We start from the raw sequence: 17,040 nt of genomic DNA on the forward strand, positions 1-17,040 counted from the left end.
CGGAAAAAGGCAAGGCTATCCCTCACCTTACCCTTCTCCGCCGGATCGCAACCACGATCAAATAGGCGGCCAACACGAGTACCACTCCGATAGAGTCGACCGCAACATCGGCGAGATGTCCGGTCCGCCCAGGCACGAAGGTCTGGTGCCATTCATCGGAGCAGGCGTATAAGACAGCAATGAGCCCGCTCCCCGCCGCGACCAGTCCCTTCGAACGGACACGGGCCGACAGTGTCAAGATAAGCAGCACCGTCAGCAGGGCGAACTCGGCTACATGCCCGCCTTTACGGATAAAAAATTCGACGAAATGGTAAGGCTCCCGCCATGACACAAGACTGCCGCCATAGTAAAATTCCCAACGCGGAATATAGCGAAGCAGCTGCTCTTCGGAAACGACGGAGCCGAGCGCCGGCTTCACATCCTGAACCGAGTAAGGTTCATCCGATTTCATGAAAATAAATGCCATCCAGGCGATGGTCAAAATAAACCATAGTAGGCCTAACCGGCTTCTCTTGCGCATAGATTCGCATGCCCCTTTCAAATTAGAGCTTCCAGCCCGTTCAATTCGCCTGTCTTGTGCGCTGGATTCTCATCGTCTGAGCCGGCTTCTGCGGCTTTGGGGAAGCCATATTCGACCCCGACTTCTTTGGGGCCGCCTGCGCAGCCTCGGCCGCCTCACGCTTATACTGGGCTTTCGCTTTCAGCACCCGTTTCGTATAGGCGCTATCCAGCGTGCCTTTGTCCTGAATCCAGCGCTTGGATCCGTATCTACCACGATTATAAGCGAGGAGCATCGCTTTTTCCAGGTTATCGCCCTTATACTTGTCCTGCCAATAAGCGCGGCATTCGAGCAGTTCGGCCAAGCCGAGCAGAATATTGTCTTTCGGCTCGAACTTATCAAGATTCGGGCGCCCGATCGCTTTGGACAACCGGGATACGTTGACGGAGTTCATTTGCACGAGCCCGTAATCCTCCGTTCCGTTCGGATTACTGTGCACCAGGTCTGTATCGAAGTTGCTTTCCACTTTGATCAAAGCCAAAAAAGTCATATAATCAATATTCTTTTTGCGGGTTTCCTTCCAGATCAAATCAAGCACTTCATCCGGCAGCTTAATCGACGGAATGTGCGGACGAGCGGGCGCCTCGTTCTTCGTTGACGCCGATTGAATGCGAACCTCTTTTTCTTTCCCGCTGCTCTTATGCAAGTCTACTTGCCGCGCTTGACGTTCCATTTCCAACTCGAATACGAGCGGCACCCGATCCACATACTCCTGGTACGTCGCCGTCTCTTTGTTCAATCCGTCCAGGCTGCAGGATGTAAGGACAATTGCCGCGCCTACGACGGTTATGACACCTTTCCTCATGTTCATCTCCTCTTAATGACCCTACCCCGACTTCGTCAGCACCGATAACCGGTTGCGTTTCTCTCTATCTCTGCGTATTCAAACTTGGTCAGCTTGAAACAAATCATGGTATTTCCGATTCTCATCAGGGGAGAGGTGAGATATACGGGAAGGCGGAAATGATAGAAGCGATGTAATACGGATGTAATGGAATGGATTGAAAAAGAAGGCGTTCATATGGGGGGATTAGCCTGAACATAAGTATGGAGCACCGGTTCCGCGTACTGCAGCCGGCTTCCTTGTTCAGGGGGCACAATAATCGTTGCTTGCCCGGCATTGAACTCCGGGAGCAGATTACCTATTCGCTTCAACCTGATTTGTTCTCAATAGCTTCGGGTCTGTTCTGATTGGCACGAGCCGCCAGATTGCGTTGCCGCTCCCGGCTGGCTTGACTGCCATGATTACTAGGGAACGCACGTTCGTTCTTCCCTAGCATTTTATCATCTTCTATGATTATACGCAATATTTTTATCTTGTCTAATGTTTCTGAATGTAAAAAAAAACCTGCTCCGCAGTAAACGGGAGCAGGGTGGCGAGCTTTAGCCTTCTACGACGCGAACTTCCTTCATTTTGTCGCCTTGCTTGATTTGGTCAACGACTTCCATACCTTCCACAATTTTACCAAAAACAGTATGCACGCCATCCAAATGCGGGAAAGCGTCATATGTGATGTAAAATTGGGAGCCGCCGGTATCTTTGCCGGCATGTGCCATCGCGAGCACACCGCGCACATGCTTGTGCGGATTGCCTTGTGTCTCGCACTTTATCGTATACCCCGGTCCGCCCATTCCGGTCCCTTGCGGGCATCCGCCTTGAGCGACGAATCCCGGAATGACGCGGTGGAAGCTCAATCCGTTGTAGAAGCCCTCATTCGCCAGCTTCTCGAAGTTGGCTACCGTTCCCGGCGCTTCTTTCTCGTGCAATTCAATTTTGACGGAGCCGCCCTTTTCCATCTCAATTTGTGCAAATTTGCTCATTATGTATGAACTCCTCTCATATCTCATTGTGGGATGACTATCGTTAACGATTATACGTTATTTAGGCATAAAAAGAAAACAGCCCCGCTCCGCCAACTTGCAGGCGGCATGCGGGGCGCTGAATTTAGCGGCCAAGCGGCTGCGATTCACGTTTTTCCAGCCGGGCCGGAATCAGATCGCAGCGGACAATATCATCATGCGTTTCGCGGCGGACGACAAGATCCGCTTCGCCCTCCCGGACAAAGACGACGGCCGGGCGCGGGATCCGGTTGTAATTGCTCGCCATCGAATAGTTATATGCACCTGTGCAGGAGACGGCAAGAAGATCTCCGGCCGACACGGTGGGCAACGCCACATCCCAAATGAGCATATCGCCGCTCTCGCAGCATTTACCCGCAATCGCCACGATTTCATCGGTTGGATCGTTCGCACGGTTGGCTACGATCGCCTCATATTTTGATTCATACAGCGCTGGACGAGGATTGTCAGTCATGCCCCCATCGACCGCAACATACTTGCGAACCCCAGGGATATCCTTAATCGAACCGATGGTGTACAGCGTCGTGCCGGCTTCCCCAACGATGCTGCGGCCCGGCTCAACCCAGATCTCCGGCAATTCGCTATAAATCGGCCCGAAGTGCGTGCGTACCGCTTCCGCAATCGCCTTCACATAATCCCGGACAGCGAGCGGCGTATCGCCTTCAATATAGCGAATGCCGAAGCCGCCGCCCAGATTGACGACCTGAAAGACAACATTCATCTGGCTGCGCACGTTGGCCGCGAATTCCGCGACACGCTGCACTGCCATCTGGAATCCTTCCGTCTCAAAAATTTGCGATCCGATATGGGAGTGAATCCCGAGCAGATGCAAGCCTTCCGCATCGGATGCTTGCGCCACGGCCTGAAGCGCCGTTCCGTTCCCAATGTCGAAGCCGAACTTGGAATCCGTCTGACCGGTTGAGATATATTCATGCGTGTGGGCTTCAACGCCGGGCGTCACGCGGAGCAGGACCGAAACTTGTTGACGCCGTATTTTGGCTAATGCATTGAGCAGGTGCAGCTCGGCGAAGCTGTCGACGACGAAGCATCCGATGCCGGCATCGAGCGCCATTTCGATCTCGTCCGGCGTCTTGTTATTGCCATGAAAATGGATCCGTTCGGCGGGAAAGCCTGCTTGCAGCGCCGTATGCAGTTCCCCTTCAGATACGACATCAAGGGACAAGCCCTCCTCGTCCGCGATGCGGCACATGGCCATCACGCAGAACGCCTTGCTCGCGTAGGCAACCTGGAAGTTCAGCCCCGACTCCCGAAACGCTTCCATATATTCGCGGGAGCGGGTACGAATGAGTGTCTCATCCATAATGTACAACGGTGTTCCGAACTGATTTTTCAAGGTGGTCACATCACAGCCGCCGATTTCGAGGTGGCCGGATTCATTGATTGTACTTGTTCCATGTAAGTGCATCGTTTTCTTCTCCCCATTTCCTCATCCACACACTGGATCTCCCAGCACCATGAAAAATATTACATCGAGTATACCAGTCCATTCTATATGGAAGAATGGACTTTTGTACATAACGTTTGCATTATATCTTTATCGCGTCACCGTGTCATTCCCTATGTCTGTCGCTCGCCATTATACCGCCCGGAAGGAGAACCCGGCGGCATCTTCGTATTATCGCGCGTCTTGTTGAAGCTCGGCCGTGTCTTCATGTCCAGCACCGGCTGACGGAACAGAATGTTGAACATCGCCTTGACGTTGAACGGAATAAACGGCCAGAGATAGGACGAATTGTAGGAACGATGCAGCGATAGCCAAAGAATATAGAGCGTAATGCCGATCACCAATCCGGGAACTTTGAACAACGCTACCAACACGAGCAGAATAAGCCGGACAATGCGGTTGGCCAGCCCCAGCTCATAGCTTGGAGTGGCGAACATGCCGACGGCCGCCACAGCCATGTACAAAATGACCTCATTGACGAATACGCCCGTCTTAACCGCAATATCCCCGATTAATATCGCTGCCACGAGTCCAAGCGCTGTAGCCAGCGGGGAAGGCGTGTGGACAGCCGCCATGCGCATCAAATCGATCCCGACTTCAGCCAGCAGGAACTGCATGATAATGGGCAGCTTCGCGATTTTATGCGGACCAATAATCTGCAGGGCGGCTGGCTTGATGCCTGGCTCGATCACGAATAGCATCCAAATCGGCAGCAGGAACAAGGAAGAAAATATGCCGATGAAGCGAATCCATCGCATATAGGTCCCCATGAACGGCGTCTGGCGGTTCTCCTCCGCATGCTGGCATAGATCGAAGAACGTCGTCGGCAGTATCATGACAGAAGGCGATGTATCGACGAAAATGACGACATTGCCGTCAAGCAAATGCGCCGCCACCACATCCGGCCTTTCGGAATACCGGACAAGCGGATACGGGTTCCAGCCTTTGTTGATGATAACCTCCTCCAGTTGCTTATCGGCGAGCGGCAGTCCTTCCAGATTGGCTGCCTTAATCTTTTTGCGCACCGCCTCCACCTGCGTCATGTCGACGATATCATCAATATATGCAAGGCATACGTCGGTTCGCGTCCGCCTTCCGACCTGGATGATCTCATATTTCAAGCCAGGATCGCGAAGCCGCCGCCGCACCAGTGTAACGTTCGTGAGCAGCGTCTCGTTAAATCCGTCGCGGGCCCCGCGCACTACCCGTTCCAGCGAAGGCTCCTCCGGATTCCGCGAAGGGAACGTCTTCACATCCGTCACGATCGCTTCTGCCTCATGCTCGATGAAGAAGGCGCTGCCGCCTGCAAGCACCTTATTGATCACTTCACTGAACTTATTTACCTTTTCCACCTGAATATGCGGGATATAGCAATCAAAAAATGCCTTTAGTGCGTTTGGGCTTATCGATTTTTTGTCCAGGAACGTTAGACGTGCTAAAATAATCGTCATGACCTCGTCCTTGGCAAAGCCATTCAAATAAAAGAGGCCGACCCGCCGTCCGCCAAATGTCATCTCGCGGAAAATCACATCGAACGAATCGGTAAAACCTACAACCTCCTGCAACGTCTTCTTCGTATCCTCCAGACTCTTCGGAATCTCATCATCGCCATTCCAATATGCAATCGCTTCTTCGATCGTGTCCGAGACTTCAACCGGTTGCTGCTTGCCATTGTGTGACGCATTTGCTTTCCCGGGCTTATTGCCTTTTCCCTTCTGTCTTGATCCACTCTGCCGGCTTACGTTCGCCGTGCCGCCTTGCCCATGATCCTGAGCTTCGGACCCAATCGGACCGGAAGAACCGTCAGCGGAAGGTGGAGGCTGCAGCTCCCCTTCCGTCTGAGCTGACTCATGCGTCTCTTGCTCCGTCATTGCCAAAAACCTCCTGTCGCCATGTTGATCTGTACCCTTTAGTATGGTTGAGTTTCATTGCATTATGAGGAAAGATACGGGTAGGAAACATTTGCATCAGCTTAGGGACTTGGTCCGCCTTCTCCGACCTCGAAGCAGGCTGATTTCATTACTAGCCGCTATCCTCTCCCCCAGCCTTTCCACCACTTTCCCCCGGTCAGGATACATGGCACGTTGAGAGGTAAGCAGACTCTTCTAAGCACTATCCCGTTCAGTCAGGTCGGGTTGGTACGTACGCAGCACCTTATGAGCATTATCCCGTTCAGTCAGGGCAGGTTGGTATGTACGCAGCACCTTATGAGCATTATCCCGTTCAGTCAGGGCAGGTTGGTATGGCAGAAGCACCTTATGAGCATTATCCCGTTCGGTCAGGCTGGGGTCGGCACGGAGAGGCTCTTTCTATTGCTACCTACTCCGTTTTTACAGGCGGCAGACTTCGGGCTCTGAGCTATTGGGATAATGGTGTAAAGGGCTTCGTAGTACTTCCCTCCCTATGCGACACAAGTACGAGCATCTGGCGTTCTCCTTCCCGTGAAGAGCACACATCATCAGACGCAACCCTGTGCATCAGATGTTACAACCCATCAGTCCCAACAACCTCACAAACTCAAGGAACGCTCATTAGTCTTAATCGGTTCATCTGTGTATCTAAACGATACATATGCTCTACATGCTGTGCTATCCATTCGGCCGTGACGGACGGCAGACTTCGAGTTCTTAGCTAAGGGGATAATGGTGTAAAGGGCTTGCGAGCACTTCCCTCCCTATGCGACACAGGTACGAGCACCTGGGGTTCTCCTACCGTGAAGTGCACACATCATCAGACGCAACCCTGTGCATCCGATGTTACAACCCATCAGTTCCAACAACCTCACAAACTCCAGGAACGCTCATTACTCTTAGTGGTTCATTTATATACCTAAACCGACATAGATGCTCTACATGCTGTGCTATCCATTCGGCCGTAACGGACGGCAGACTTCGGGTACTTAGCTAAGGAGATAATGGTGTAAAGGGCTTCAGAGCACTTCCCTCCCTATGCGGCACAGGTACGAGCACCTAGGGTTCTCCTACGGGAAGAGCACACACCATCAGACGCAACCCTGTGCATCCGATGACATAACCAATACGTCCCAATAATCTCACCAGCTCCCAGAACGCATATCACACTGTTAACTGTGAAAATCACGAACATAGACAGACCAATAAACAACATATATACATACATTTGCTTTAAGCCGCATGGACAAAAATAAAGACACCGCAGGAATAATCCTTGCGGTGTCCGCTTTATTGCGCAATTTGCGCCTTAATGGACTGCAATATTTTTTTCTCCAGCCGGGATACTTGAACCTGGGAGATGCCGAGCCGTCCGGCTACCTCTGACTGCGTCTGGTCGCGGAAGTAGCGCAAATAGACGATGAGCCGTTCCCGTTCGCTCAAGCCTTCAATCGCTTCATTCAGCGCGAGCTTGTCGAACCATCGATCCTGAGAATCATCCGCGATCTGATCCATCAATGTAATGGGATCCCCGTCGTTCTCGAAGACGGTCTCGTGAATCGAGCTCGGCGGCTTGTTCGCCTCTTGGGCGAAGACAACATCCTCCGGCGAGATTCCCAATTCGTCCGCGACCTCCTTAATGGTAGGCAGGCGATCGAGCCGCTTCGACAGCTCGTCCTTCATTTTGCGGACCTTGTTCGCCATTTCCTTCAAGGAGCGGCTCACTTTGATCGTCCCGTCATCACGCAGGAAGCGCTGAATTTCTCCGATTATCATCGGCACGGCATAGGTGGAGAATTTGACATCATAGGTCAAATCGAATTTGTCGACCGATTTGAGCAAGCCGATGCAGCCGATTTGGAACAAATCATCCGGTTCGTACCCGCGGTTGATAAAGCGCTGGACGACCGACCAGACCAGCCGGATGTTGCAATTGACCAGCGTTTCGCGAGCCACGGCATCACCCGCTTGGCTCAGTGCTATCAGACGTTTCACTTCTGCGTCGTCCAAATAACTTTGCGACGATTGCTTCACATCAGCTTTCATAGCTTCAACCCCTAATTGTAGAGCGCTTTTTTGGATTCGATCCGCTTTTTCATGCGGATGGTGGTACCGGCGCTCAATTCGGTTGTCACTTCAAATTCATCCATGAAGTTCTCCATAATGGTGAAGCCCATTCCCGAGCGTTCCATGTCCGGCTTGGATGTAAACAGCGGTTGTCTGGCCAGTTCGACATCTTCGATGCCATGGCCCCGGTCGGAGACCGTCAGCATAATCTGATCGCCCTCAATCTCCGCCGTAATCGACACGATACCTTCCGGATTGTTGTCATATCCATGAATGATGCTGTTCGTCACCGCCTCGGAAATTACGGTTTTCAAATCCGTCAGCTCTTCCAAGGTCGGATCCAGCTGCGCAACGAAGGCCGCCACGGCTACGCGGGCGAAAGCTTCATTTTCCGAACGGCTGGAAAATTCCAATGACATTTTGTTCGAATGTCCACTCATGATACGTCCTCCAATCCAAGGAGCGCCTGGCGCTCGTTATCGTAGACATGCATGATTTTGAACAAGCCCGACAGCTCGAATAAGCGCCGTACGGCAGGGTTCAGGTCGCAGACGGCCAGCTTTCCGCCTCTGCCCTTAATCTGCTTGTATCTGCCGAGAATGACCCCCAGACCGGAACTGTCCATGAAGGTCAATTCGCTCAAGCTTAACACCACATGGTTCACCTGTCCGCGCTGAATCGCTTCATCCAACTGGATACGTACAATTTCCGATGTATGATGATCCAGCTCTCCCCTCAGACGGGTGATCAGTACATTGCGCCGGTGTTCCAATTCCACCTGCAAGTTCATGCGAATCACTCTCCTCCCATGTTGCCGATACCATTCGTCACCGCCAAACCCAATTCCTGCCTGGCGACAAAACTAGAAGAAGCACGCTGTTATTTGACAAAAAACAACTTTCCGCACGTCCGTTTGAACAGTGTCCACCAGCCAGCTTTCGCTATAGACTCTGTTGCTTCGACAGGGTATTCGCGAATGGCCTTATCCCCTTGATACACGATAATTTTGCCAAGCGATTGGCCTTTTTCGATCGGCGCCTTGATGGATTCCGGAGACTCCAGCTTGAAATGAACGTTTTCCTTGGATCCGCCTTTTTTGAGCAGCACATGGTAAGGGCGCTGTGCCACCAGATCAAGCGACTCGACCATCCCTTTTTCTACCTTAATCCTGCCGATAGAGTCGCCCTTTTTCAGAATAGGGACGTTCATGTACTGGGCGAATGCGAAGTCGAACATCTGCGTCACTTCGGCATTGCGCGTCTTCGTATTCGGTTCGCCAAGCACGACCGCAATTACGCGCAGATTGTCCCGTTTGGCCGTAGCAGACAAGCAGAACTTCGCTTCCGAGGTGTATCCTGTTTTCAGCCCGTCCGCCCCCTGGTAGAACCGGACCAGCTTGTTCGTGTTGACAAGCCAGAACTTTTTATCTGTATTCTGACGCAAGTAATCTTCGTAAGCCCCCGTATATTTCGTAACGCCCGGATATTGAAGCAAGGCTTGAGACATTAGAGCGATGTCATACGCGGATGTATAATGATTGTCCGCAGGAAGACCGTTGCTGTTCTCGAAGCGGGTATCCTTCATGCCGAGTTCTTTGGCCTTCTCATTCATCATCTGCACGAATGCTTTTTCCGATCCTGCAACCTTCTCCGCCATGGCGACTGAAGCATCGTTGCCTGAAGCCATTGCAATTCCCTTCATCATTTCATCAACCGTCATTTCTTCGCCCGGCTCGAGGAAGATTTGAGAGCCACCCATTGATGCGGCATACTCACTGGTCATCACTTTATCCGTCGGCTTCAGCTTACCCTCATCGATGGCCTCCATCACAAGCAGCATCGTCATTATTTTCGTAATGCTGGCCGGCGGCAGCCGATCATGGCTGTTTTTCTGAAAAATGATGGTACCCGTATCCGCATCCATCAGCAGGGCCGAGCGTGCATGTTCCGCGAGCTGTACTTCTGCTGCGCCCGTTGATGAAGTGGCCTGACTAGGCTCTTCCGTTCCGGTCCATGGCGGCACGTCGGCGAACGCTGCAGCGGCGCCGGTTGTCATCAGGCTTGCGCTCAGCAATGCGGAACATGCCACTCTATATAGCCTATTCTTCAAAGTAGTTCCCCTCCTACAAGAGTTGTGCACAACAGAATGGACGGCTCTATCCTCCGCCAGATGTGCTTAGTTTCAGTCTTGTCTGATCACAAGCAAAATATTCCACTATTTCCGGACATAAAAAAAGTTTCTAGCAAAACCAAAGGTTTCGCTAGAAACGGTATCCCTCATTGTCTGCCGTTGAGGGAACGGCTTCTTATGGAACTGTCACAGGAAAAACCCTGTCAGACAAATCTCTCTACGCCATCCTTCGTGACAATGGCATATACCAGCGGCGCCGCCGGTCTCGCTTCGGAAGTAATCCGGTAAGCCTGTATGATCTTCTGTGCCGCTTCCTCCAGACGCGAAGCATCTTTGACATGAAGCACGGCCAGCACATCGCCTGCGTTCACGGTGTCCCCCACCTTGGCGCGGAGATCAATGCCGACGCTCAAATCGATAACGGAATCCTTCGTCTCCCTTCCGGCTCCGAGAAGCATGGCAGCAATGCCGATCTCTTCGGCTTGAATGGCCGCTACCGTGCCGCCGGCTTCCGCCTTCACCTCGAAGCGTTCCCGGGCATGCGGCAGCCGCTCCGGCTGATCCACCACAGACGCGTCTCCACCCTGAGCCGCAATGAGCTCCTTCAGCTTCCCAAGCGCAGACCCGTCCGCAATCAACTGCTCCAGACGCGATTCCGCTTCGGCCGCATCGCGGGCGACCCCGCCCAGCACGAGCATATGGGCGCCCAGGACGATGCAGAGACGATGCAAATCGGGCGGTCCTTCGCCGCGCAGCGTCTGTATCGCTTCCTCAACTTCGAGTGAATTGCCGATGAGATGGCCGAGCGGCTGATCCATATCCGAGATGACCGCAATCGTCTGCCGTCCCGTATCCGTACCGATATCGACCATGGCCTGGGCGAGGGCAATCGAGTCATCCAGCGTCTTCATGAATGCGCCGCTTCCCGTCTTCACATCGAGCACGATGGCGTCGGCTCCGGCCGCAATCTTCTTGCTCATGACAGAGCTGGCAATGAGCGGGATCGATTCGACCGTGGCCGTCACGTCCCGCAGAGCGTACAGCTTCTTGTCCGCCGGGGTAATATTCCCGGTCTGCCCGATAAGAGACACGCCAATATCGTTCACCTGCTTGAAGAATTGCTCCCGTTCCAATTCGACTTGGAAGCCTGGAATCGACTCCAGCTTGTCAATCGTTCCGCCTGTATGGCCCAGACCGCGCCCGGACATCTTCGCGACTGGCACTCCTGCCGCGGCGACCAGCGGCGCGAGAATTAATGAGGTCTTGTCCCCGACGCCCCCTGTGGAATGCTTGTCCACCTTGATGCCGCTGATAGAGCTCAGATCGATCTGATCGCCTGAACGCGCCATCTCCAGCGTGAGGCTCGCCGTCTCGCTCGCCGTCATTCCTTGGAAAAAAACAGCCATAGCCCAAGCGGCGATCTGATAATCCGGTACCTCGCCGCTGCTGTAGCCCTGAATGAGAAAACGAATTTCTTCGGCGGTCAGCTCGTGACCTTCCCGTTTTTTGTGAATGATGTCGACTGCCCTCATCTTCGCTCCTCCTAACCGGATGCTGTAATCAAGCTTACATTTTCGGAATCAGTGCCAATACCAGCTTCAAGAAGGCGTCCTTCACTTTATCCGCTGTCTCCATCACCTCGTCATGGGACAATGGCTGATCGAGAATTCCCGCCGCCATATTGCTGATGCAGGAGATGCCCAGCACCTCAAGACCCGCATGACTGGCAACAATAACTTCCGAGACGGTGGACATGCCTACCGCGTCCGCACCCATCGTGCGCAGCATACGGATCTCGGCCGGCGTCTCATAGTTCGGTCCGAGCAGCCCGGCATAAACCCCTTCGCGGAGCGAGAAGCCCTGCTCATCCGACGTAGCCTTCGCGAGCTGGCGCAGGCGCGGGCTGTACGCCTGGGACATGTCAGGGAAGCGGACGCCCAGACGGCTGTCGTTCGACCCGATGAGCGGATTGCGTCCCGTCATGTTGAGATGGTCGCTAATGACCATCAGATCGCCCGGCTCATAGCTCGTATTAATGCCGCCAGCCGCATTCGTGACAAGTAGCTTTTCCGCGCCGATCGCCTTCATGACCCGCACCGGGAACGCCGTCACTTCCGGACCGTAACCTTCATACATATGGAAGCGCCCTTTCATCATGACGACCGCGCGTCCTTCAATTGTGCCAATCAGCAGATCTCCCGCATGGCCTTCGACAGTAGAGACCGGAAAATGCGGGATCTCGCGATAAGGTATCGTGACGGGATTCTCAACAAGATCGGCCAACACGCCGAGACCCGAGCCGAGAATCAACCCGATCTCCGGACGGACGCTGGTACGGCTCTGAATATAGGATGCCGCTTCCTGGATGTGTTCATAAGCTTGACTCATTATTTTTCCTCCCCGACTGATGATGATGTTCTGGCGCGCGGATGCGCGTGCGTGTATACATCCTTCATGCTCGTTCTTGACATCTGCGCGATATACCGCTGCGTCGTCGCTAATTCCGTATGACCGAGCATCTCCTGCACAGCGCGTACGTCGGCCCCGTTCTGCAGCAGATGGACGGCGAATGAATGGCGCAGCGTATGCGGCGTAAGCGGAAATGGCAGCTCCAGATGCTCCGCATATTTCTTCATGGTCTTCCAAAACCCTTGCCGGGACATGCGCTGTCCGCGAACATTGAGAAATAACGCCTCTTCCGGCATCTCCGCTGCAGCGTCGTTCCATGCAGCCTCGTCTCCGTCAGTTGATTCTTCGCCGAGCAGGCGGGGACGCGACTCTTCCAAGTACCGCTGAATCGCCTCAGCCGCAGCTTGTCCAAGCGGGATGACCCGCTCCCGGTTCGCCGAAGCGCAGCGCACGAAGCCCAATTTGGGCTGCACGTCCCCGACATTCATCGCCATTAGCTCCGACACGCGCATGCCCGTCGCATACAGCGTCTCCAGCATGGCGCGATCGCGGATGCCTTGCTCGGTCGCAAGATCCGGCAGACGGAGCAGCCGTTCGGTATCCTCCGGCGACAAAATCTCAGGAGGCTTCGCTTCCGGCTTCGGCCGCTCCAGCCCGAGCGTCGGATCAAGGTCCAGCCATCCTTCGCGGATGCAAAAATGGCAGAAGGAGCGAATCGAAGCGACAAGGCGGGAAATGCTTGATGCGGCCCGTCCTTCCCGCTTCAACTGAAATATATATTGATTCACGTGAAAAGGCCGGATTGCCGCAATCGAATCCAGTCCGCTCATCGTATCCGCACCCAGGAACGCGCGAATATCCCGCAGGTACGCTGCTCGAGTATGCGCGGACATTCGCCGCTCCTGCGTTACATGCTGTTCATAACGTTCGATGCACTCTTCTATCGGATGCTGCATGTCCAATCTCCTTGCTGCGTCTTTCTCCTACTATAGAGGCGCCAGACATGAATAGGTTCTTTTATACTTTCTTCGCGGGGTCCGCACATTCCTGCTTCCGCCCGTGTGTCTGATGAGTGAACGCCGCAGTTATTCCCCCAGCCAATAAAACAGGCGAAGGCGTTCCTTGAACGTGTGGGGCTCGATGTCCGTCGCCCCCTCAATCTGGAACACCTTCACCGCTTTACCCTGCGGCTCTCTATATCTATCGACTGGAGATATCCAGTCGGATACGCTTCCCAACAGGTGGGCCATTGCATACGTCAGGAGCAAAAAAAGCGCCACGAACTTGAGCCGGCTCAGTACTTTGCGAAGCGATACGATCATCCTCACACGTCCCCCCTTATCCGAATCGTCCCACTACTCGTAACGTATGAGACAAGCGGACAGGATATGCCAGCGGGATGAACAGCGTTAGACGGACGGGAAGGGCTCGGGACGCGCCTCGTAGCCAAGGGCTTCCGCGACGACCCGGTGAACGATGCCACCTTCGTATGTCGTTAGGCCGCCTCTCAACTCCGGCGCGCGATGAATCGCTTCCTCCAACCCCAATGAAGCCAGCCTACGCACATACGGGAGCGTAGCATGCGCCAACGCCAGGGTGGACGTGCGCGGCACGGCGCCCGGCATATTCGCAACCGCATAGTGGATGACGCCATGCTTGACGAAGGTCGGATGCTCGTGCGTCGTCACGCGATCCATCGTCGCGATCGAGCCGCCTTGATCAATGGCGACATCGACAATAACCGAACCGGGCTTCATCTGCTTGACCATATCTTCCGACACGATGCGAGGCGCCTTCGCGCCCGGCACGAGAACCGCCCCGACCAGCAAATCCGCATGGCGGACGGCTTCTTCCACATAGAACGGCTGAGAGACAATGGTCGTCACCCGCCCTTCGAATAAATCGTCCAGCTCGCGCAGCCGATCAATGTTCAGGTCGAGAATCGTTACCCGTGCCCCCATGCCAAGCGCAATTTTGGCCGCGTTCGTGCCGACGGCCCCGCCGCCGATAATAACGACTTCCCCTGGGGGAACACCTGGCACGCCGCCGAGCAGTACGCCTCGTCCGCCTACATACGATTCAAGCAGATGGCTTCCGATTTGCACGGACATTTTACCGGCGATTTCACTCATCGGAGTGAGCAGGGGCAGCTTGCCGTTCGGGAGCTGCACGGTCTCATAAGCGAGCGAACACGTCCCGGATTGGACAAGCGCCTCAGCCAGGTAAGGAACGGCCGCCAGATGAAGATACGTGAACAACGTTTGATTGGACCGGAAAAAGGCAGTCTCCTCCGGCAGCGGTTCCTTGACCTTGACAATCAGATCCGCTTCACCCCATACGGCCGCGGCTTCCGGCGCAATCGCTGCGCCGACCCGGGCATATTCCTCATCCTCAAAACCGCTGCCTACACCGGCTCCCCGCTCCAAGATGATCTGATGACCGTCCTGCACAAGCGCGTGGGCACCTGAAGGGGTCAAGGCGACGCGACGCTCATTCGTTTTGATTTCTTTAGGCACTCCAATCTTCATACTGAATATCCTCCCTAATGAACAATATTGGTCTTGTCCAGGCAAGCGCGCCATTCTCCATCCATGCGACAAATGCATCGCTGAGGCATCACCGTCTTCCCTTCATTCCCATACTCTAATCGTGTGCCCCTCTAGGAAGGCACAACGGAACCTATCCTGAATGGAACGGGAGGACGGTACGGCATGCGCAACTTAACCCGCATGTTACAAGCCGTCGTGCACGGGAAGCCTGCCCGGCACACGGTACGGAAAATCATCGTGCTAAAGGATCGAAAAAGCTTCAATGTGTGCGTTCGCGAGTTGAAAAAGCAGGGCATCGTTCCCTTAAAGCAGGTAAAATCAGCCTTCATGCTATGCTGTCATGTTCATCCTCATGCCAAGCTGGCCGAATTAATGAAGCATCCCAGCATCCGCAGAATCGAGAATGATGCCCGTGTGCGGGCTCATGCGGTTGGTCGGGGTCGGTGTTCTTCTTCTACTACTAGACAGCGTTCCTCGAAGCGGAACCATTCCACAGCCAAAGGTCAAACAGCTTCTATGCAGCAAATTCCATGGGGTGTCAAGCGGATTCAGGCGCCCAAAGCCTGGCCGGAAACCCGGGGCAAGGGGATTCGGATTGCGATTGTCGATACAGGTATCTCGCCCCATCCGGATCTTCGCATCTCCGGGGGGATCAACACGATTCGCCCAGGGGCATCCTATGACGACGACAACGGCCACGGCACTCATGTGGCAGGTACGGCTGCCGCGCTCGGCAGAGGACATCTCCTGTACGGCACAGCTCCCGAAGCGGAGCTGTATGCAGTCAAAGCACTAGATGAAAAAGGCGAAGGGTATGTATCCGATATCGTAGAAGGTGTGGAATGGTGTATTCGGAACCGCATGGATGTCATCAATCTGAGCCTGGGTCTGAACGGCCCCAGCAAGATGCTGCGCAACACGATCCGCCGCGCCCACCGCCAAGGCATCGTTATCGTCGCTTCCGCCGGCAATAACGGTAAGGATGCCGAAGCCATCGATGAGCCGGCAATCTATCCGGAAGTGATCGCGGTTGCGGCGACCGACAGGCTCGACTGCATTGCCAGCTTCAGCAGCCGCGGCCTAGGAATCGATGTCGCAGCCCCCGGCGCAGACATCTGTTCAACGAGCTATAAAGGCGGCTTCGCCGAAGATTCCGGGACCTCGATGGCGGCGCCGCATGTCTCGGGCACAGCCGGATTAATGCTGGCCGCTTGTCCCGGCATGCTGCCGGAGCAGCTTCGCTGCGCGCTGGTTCATACTTCCCAGCGATTGAGCGGGGAACCAGTTACGGCCCAAGGCGCGGGACTCATCAATACGCAGAAGGCAGTCGCGTATACGGCAAAGGCCAAGCACCACGCAGATGAGTCAGCCAATCTCGTCCTGCCGGTAGCGTTTACAGCAGGCCGCCCCGTGAAGAAAAAGCTGACTCCTTCGCGGCAGCCCGCTCCGTCCGCAGCCGCAGCTGGCCTGCCGGGCGCATGCCGGAAGGCGGCAACAGCCGTCCCAAGCAAGCAACGTTCGGCAAATTTGTCAAGAAACTCCATCCAACACAGATTAAATAAGCCTCGACGTCGTTGACATCGAGGCTGTATGTTATGATTCACCGTTCGATGAAGATTCCTTGCGAAGGCGCTCCTTCTCCTGGCACTCCCGGCATATGCCCTGAAAGTCAAGCCGATGGTCGACGACGTGGAATTGGAACTCCCTCTCCAGTCGCTCTTCCAGCGGGCCTAGCCAGTCTTCCTGTATCTCTTGCATCGAACCGCATTGGACGCAGATCAAATGATGATGGTGATGCTTGTTGTTGTCGCCGCGCAAATCATAACGGGCTACACCATCCCCGAAGTTCAATTTTTCCACCACATGCAACTCATTCAGCAGCTCCAATGTCCGGTACACGGTGGCAAGACCGATTTCAGGGGCCTTTTCCTTCACTAGCATGAATACATCTTCCGCGCTGAGGTGATCCTCTTCGTTCTCGAGAAGAACGCGAACGGTTGCTTCACGCTGGGGTGTCAGCTTGTACCCTTGGGATTGCAGTTGTTGTTTGATCTTCTCAATACGCGCTTCCATGATCTCCCCCCTTGCCCG

The 17,040-nt window shown here is 54.4% G+C and carries 16 protein-coding genes; 1 reads left to right on the forward strand and 15 read right to left on the reverse strand.

What is annotated here, in order from left to right:
- Positions 1 to 22: 22 nt before the first annotated feature.
- From FLT43_RS05645 to ald, 14 genes are all read right to left on the reverse strand, one after another.
- Positions 23 to 520 (reverse strand): VanZ family protein, encoded by a 498-nt coding sequence (locus tag FLT43_RS05645; protein WP_087442629.1) that lies wholly within the window; start codon positions 518 to 520, stop codon positions 23 to 25.
- Positions 521 to 560: 40 nt separating this feature from the next.
- Positions 561 to 1,364 (reverse strand): transglycosylase SLT domain-containing protein, encoded by an 804-nt coding sequence (locus FLT43_RS05650; protein ID WP_164776670.1) that lies wholly within the window; start codon positions 1,362 to 1,364, stop codon positions 561 to 563.
- 578 nt (positions 1,365 to 1,942) lie between these two features.
- Positions 1,943 to 2,380, reverse strand: coding sequence for a peptidylprolyl isomerase (locus tag FLT43_RS05655; protein WP_087442627.1), 438 nt, complete (start codon positions 2,378 to 2,380; stop codon positions 1,943 to 1,945).
- A 124-nt stretch (positions 2,381 to 2,504) separates the two neighbouring features.
- Positions 2,505 to 3,845, reverse strand: a complete 1,341-nt coding sequence (lysA, locus tag FLT43_RS05660; protein WP_087442626.1) for a diaminopimelate decarboxylase — start codon at positions 3,843 to 3,845, stop codon at positions 2,505 to 2,507.
- Positions 3,846 to 3,997: 152 nt separating this feature from the next.
- Positions 3,998 to 5,755 (reverse strand): spore germination protein, encoded by a 1,758-nt coding sequence (locus tag FLT43_RS05665; protein ID WP_087442625.1) that lies wholly within the window; start codon positions 5,753 to 5,755, stop codon positions 3,998 to 4,000.
- Positions 5,756 to 7,084: 1,329 nt separating this feature from the next.
- Positions 7,085 to 7,840 (reverse strand): RNA polymerase sporulation sigma factor SigF, encoded by a 756-nt coding sequence (sigF, locus tag FLT43_RS05670; protein WP_087442623.1) that lies wholly within the window; start codon positions 7,838 to 7,840, stop codon positions 7,085 to 7,087.
- A gap of 11 nt (positions 7,841 to 7,851) precedes the next feature.
- Positions 7,852 to 8,301 (reverse strand): anti-sigma F factor, encoded by a 450-nt coding sequence (spoIIAB, locus tag FLT43_RS05675; protein WP_087442622.1) that lies wholly within the window; start codon positions 8,299 to 8,301, stop codon positions 7,852 to 7,854.
- Positions 8,298 to 8,651 (reverse strand): anti-sigma F factor antagonist, encoded by a 354-nt coding sequence (spoIIAA, locus tag FLT43_RS05680; RefSeq protein ID WP_087442621.1) that lies wholly within the window; start codon positions 8,649 to 8,651, stop codon positions 8,298 to 8,300. The genes spoIIAB and spoIIAA overlap by 4 nt, the downstream gene beginning before the upstream one ends.
- A gap of 89 nt (positions 8,652 to 8,740) precedes the next feature.
- A complete protein-coding gene (locus FLT43_RS05685) occupies positions 8,741 to 9,970 on the reverse strand; it encodes a D-alanyl-D-alanine carboxypeptidase family protein (RefSeq protein WP_087442620.1) in 1,230 nt (409 codons plus the stop codon).
- Positions 9,971 to 10,194: 224 nt separating this feature from the next.
- Positions 10,195 to 11,523 carry a pyrimidine-nucleoside phosphorylase gene (locus FLT43_RS05690; RefSeq protein ID WP_087442619.1) on the reverse strand — a complete coding sequence of 443 codons (1,329 nt, stop codon included), beginning with the start codon at positions 11,521 to 11,523 and terminating at the stop codon, positions 10,195 to 10,197.
- A 34-nt stretch (positions 11,524 to 11,557) separates the two neighbouring features.
- Positions 11,558 to 12,379: a purine-nucleoside phosphorylase gene (locus tag FLT43_RS05695; protein WP_087442618.1), complete on the reverse strand. Its 822-nt coding sequence runs from the start codon at positions 12,377 to 12,379 to the stop codon at positions 11,558 to 11,560.
- Complete coding sequence (locus tag FLT43_RS05700) at positions 12,379 to 13,356, reverse strand: tyrosine recombinase (RefSeq protein WP_087442617.1); 978 nt, start codon at positions 13,354 to 13,356, stop codon at positions 12,379 to 12,381. The genes FLT43_RS05695 and FLT43_RS05700 overlap by 1 nt, the downstream gene beginning before the upstream one ends.
- 129 nt (positions 13,357 to 13,485) lie before the next feature.
- The gene (locus FLT43_RS05705; protein ID WP_087442616.1) at positions 13,486 to 13,722 is read right to left on the reverse strand and encodes a DUF4227 family protein; all 237 of its coding nucleotides are present in this window, start codon (positions 13,720 to 13,722) and stop codon (positions 13,486 to 13,488) included.
- 87 nt (positions 13,723 to 13,809) lie between these two features.
- The gene (gene ald / locus FLT43_RS05710) at positions 13,810 to 14,928 is read right to left on the reverse strand and encodes an alanine dehydrogenase (RefSeq protein WP_087442615.1); all 1,119 of its coding nucleotides are present in this window, start codon (positions 14,926 to 14,928) and stop codon (positions 13,810 to 13,812) included.
- A gap of 183 nt (positions 14,929 to 15,111) precedes the next feature.
- Here ald and FLT43_RS05715 point away from each other — a divergent pair, with 183 nt between their 5' ends.
- Positions 15,112 to 16,527 carry a S8 family peptidase gene (locus FLT43_RS05715; RefSeq protein WP_087442614.1) on the forward strand — a complete coding sequence of 472 codons (1,416 nt, stop codon included), beginning with the start codon at positions 15,112 to 15,114 and terminating at the stop codon, positions 16,525 to 16,527.
- A 15-nt stretch (positions 16,528 to 16,542) separates the two neighbouring features.
- Here the strand turns inward: FLT43_RS05715 and fur are convergent, their stop codons facing one another.
- Positions 16,543 to 17,022 (reverse strand): ferric iron uptake transcriptional regulator, encoded by a 480-nt coding sequence (gene fur, locus FLT43_RS05720; RefSeq protein ID WP_087442613.1) that lies wholly within the window; start codon positions 17,020 to 17,022, stop codon positions 16,543 to 16,545.
- Positions 17,023 to 17,040: the final 18 nt, after the last annotated feature.

This window comes from Paenibacillus thiaminolyticus (assembly GCF_007066085.1).
GTDB classification, from domain to species: domain Bacteria; phylum Bacillota; class Bacilli; order Paenibacillales; family Paenibacillaceae; genus Paenibacillus_B; species Paenibacillus_B thiaminolyticus.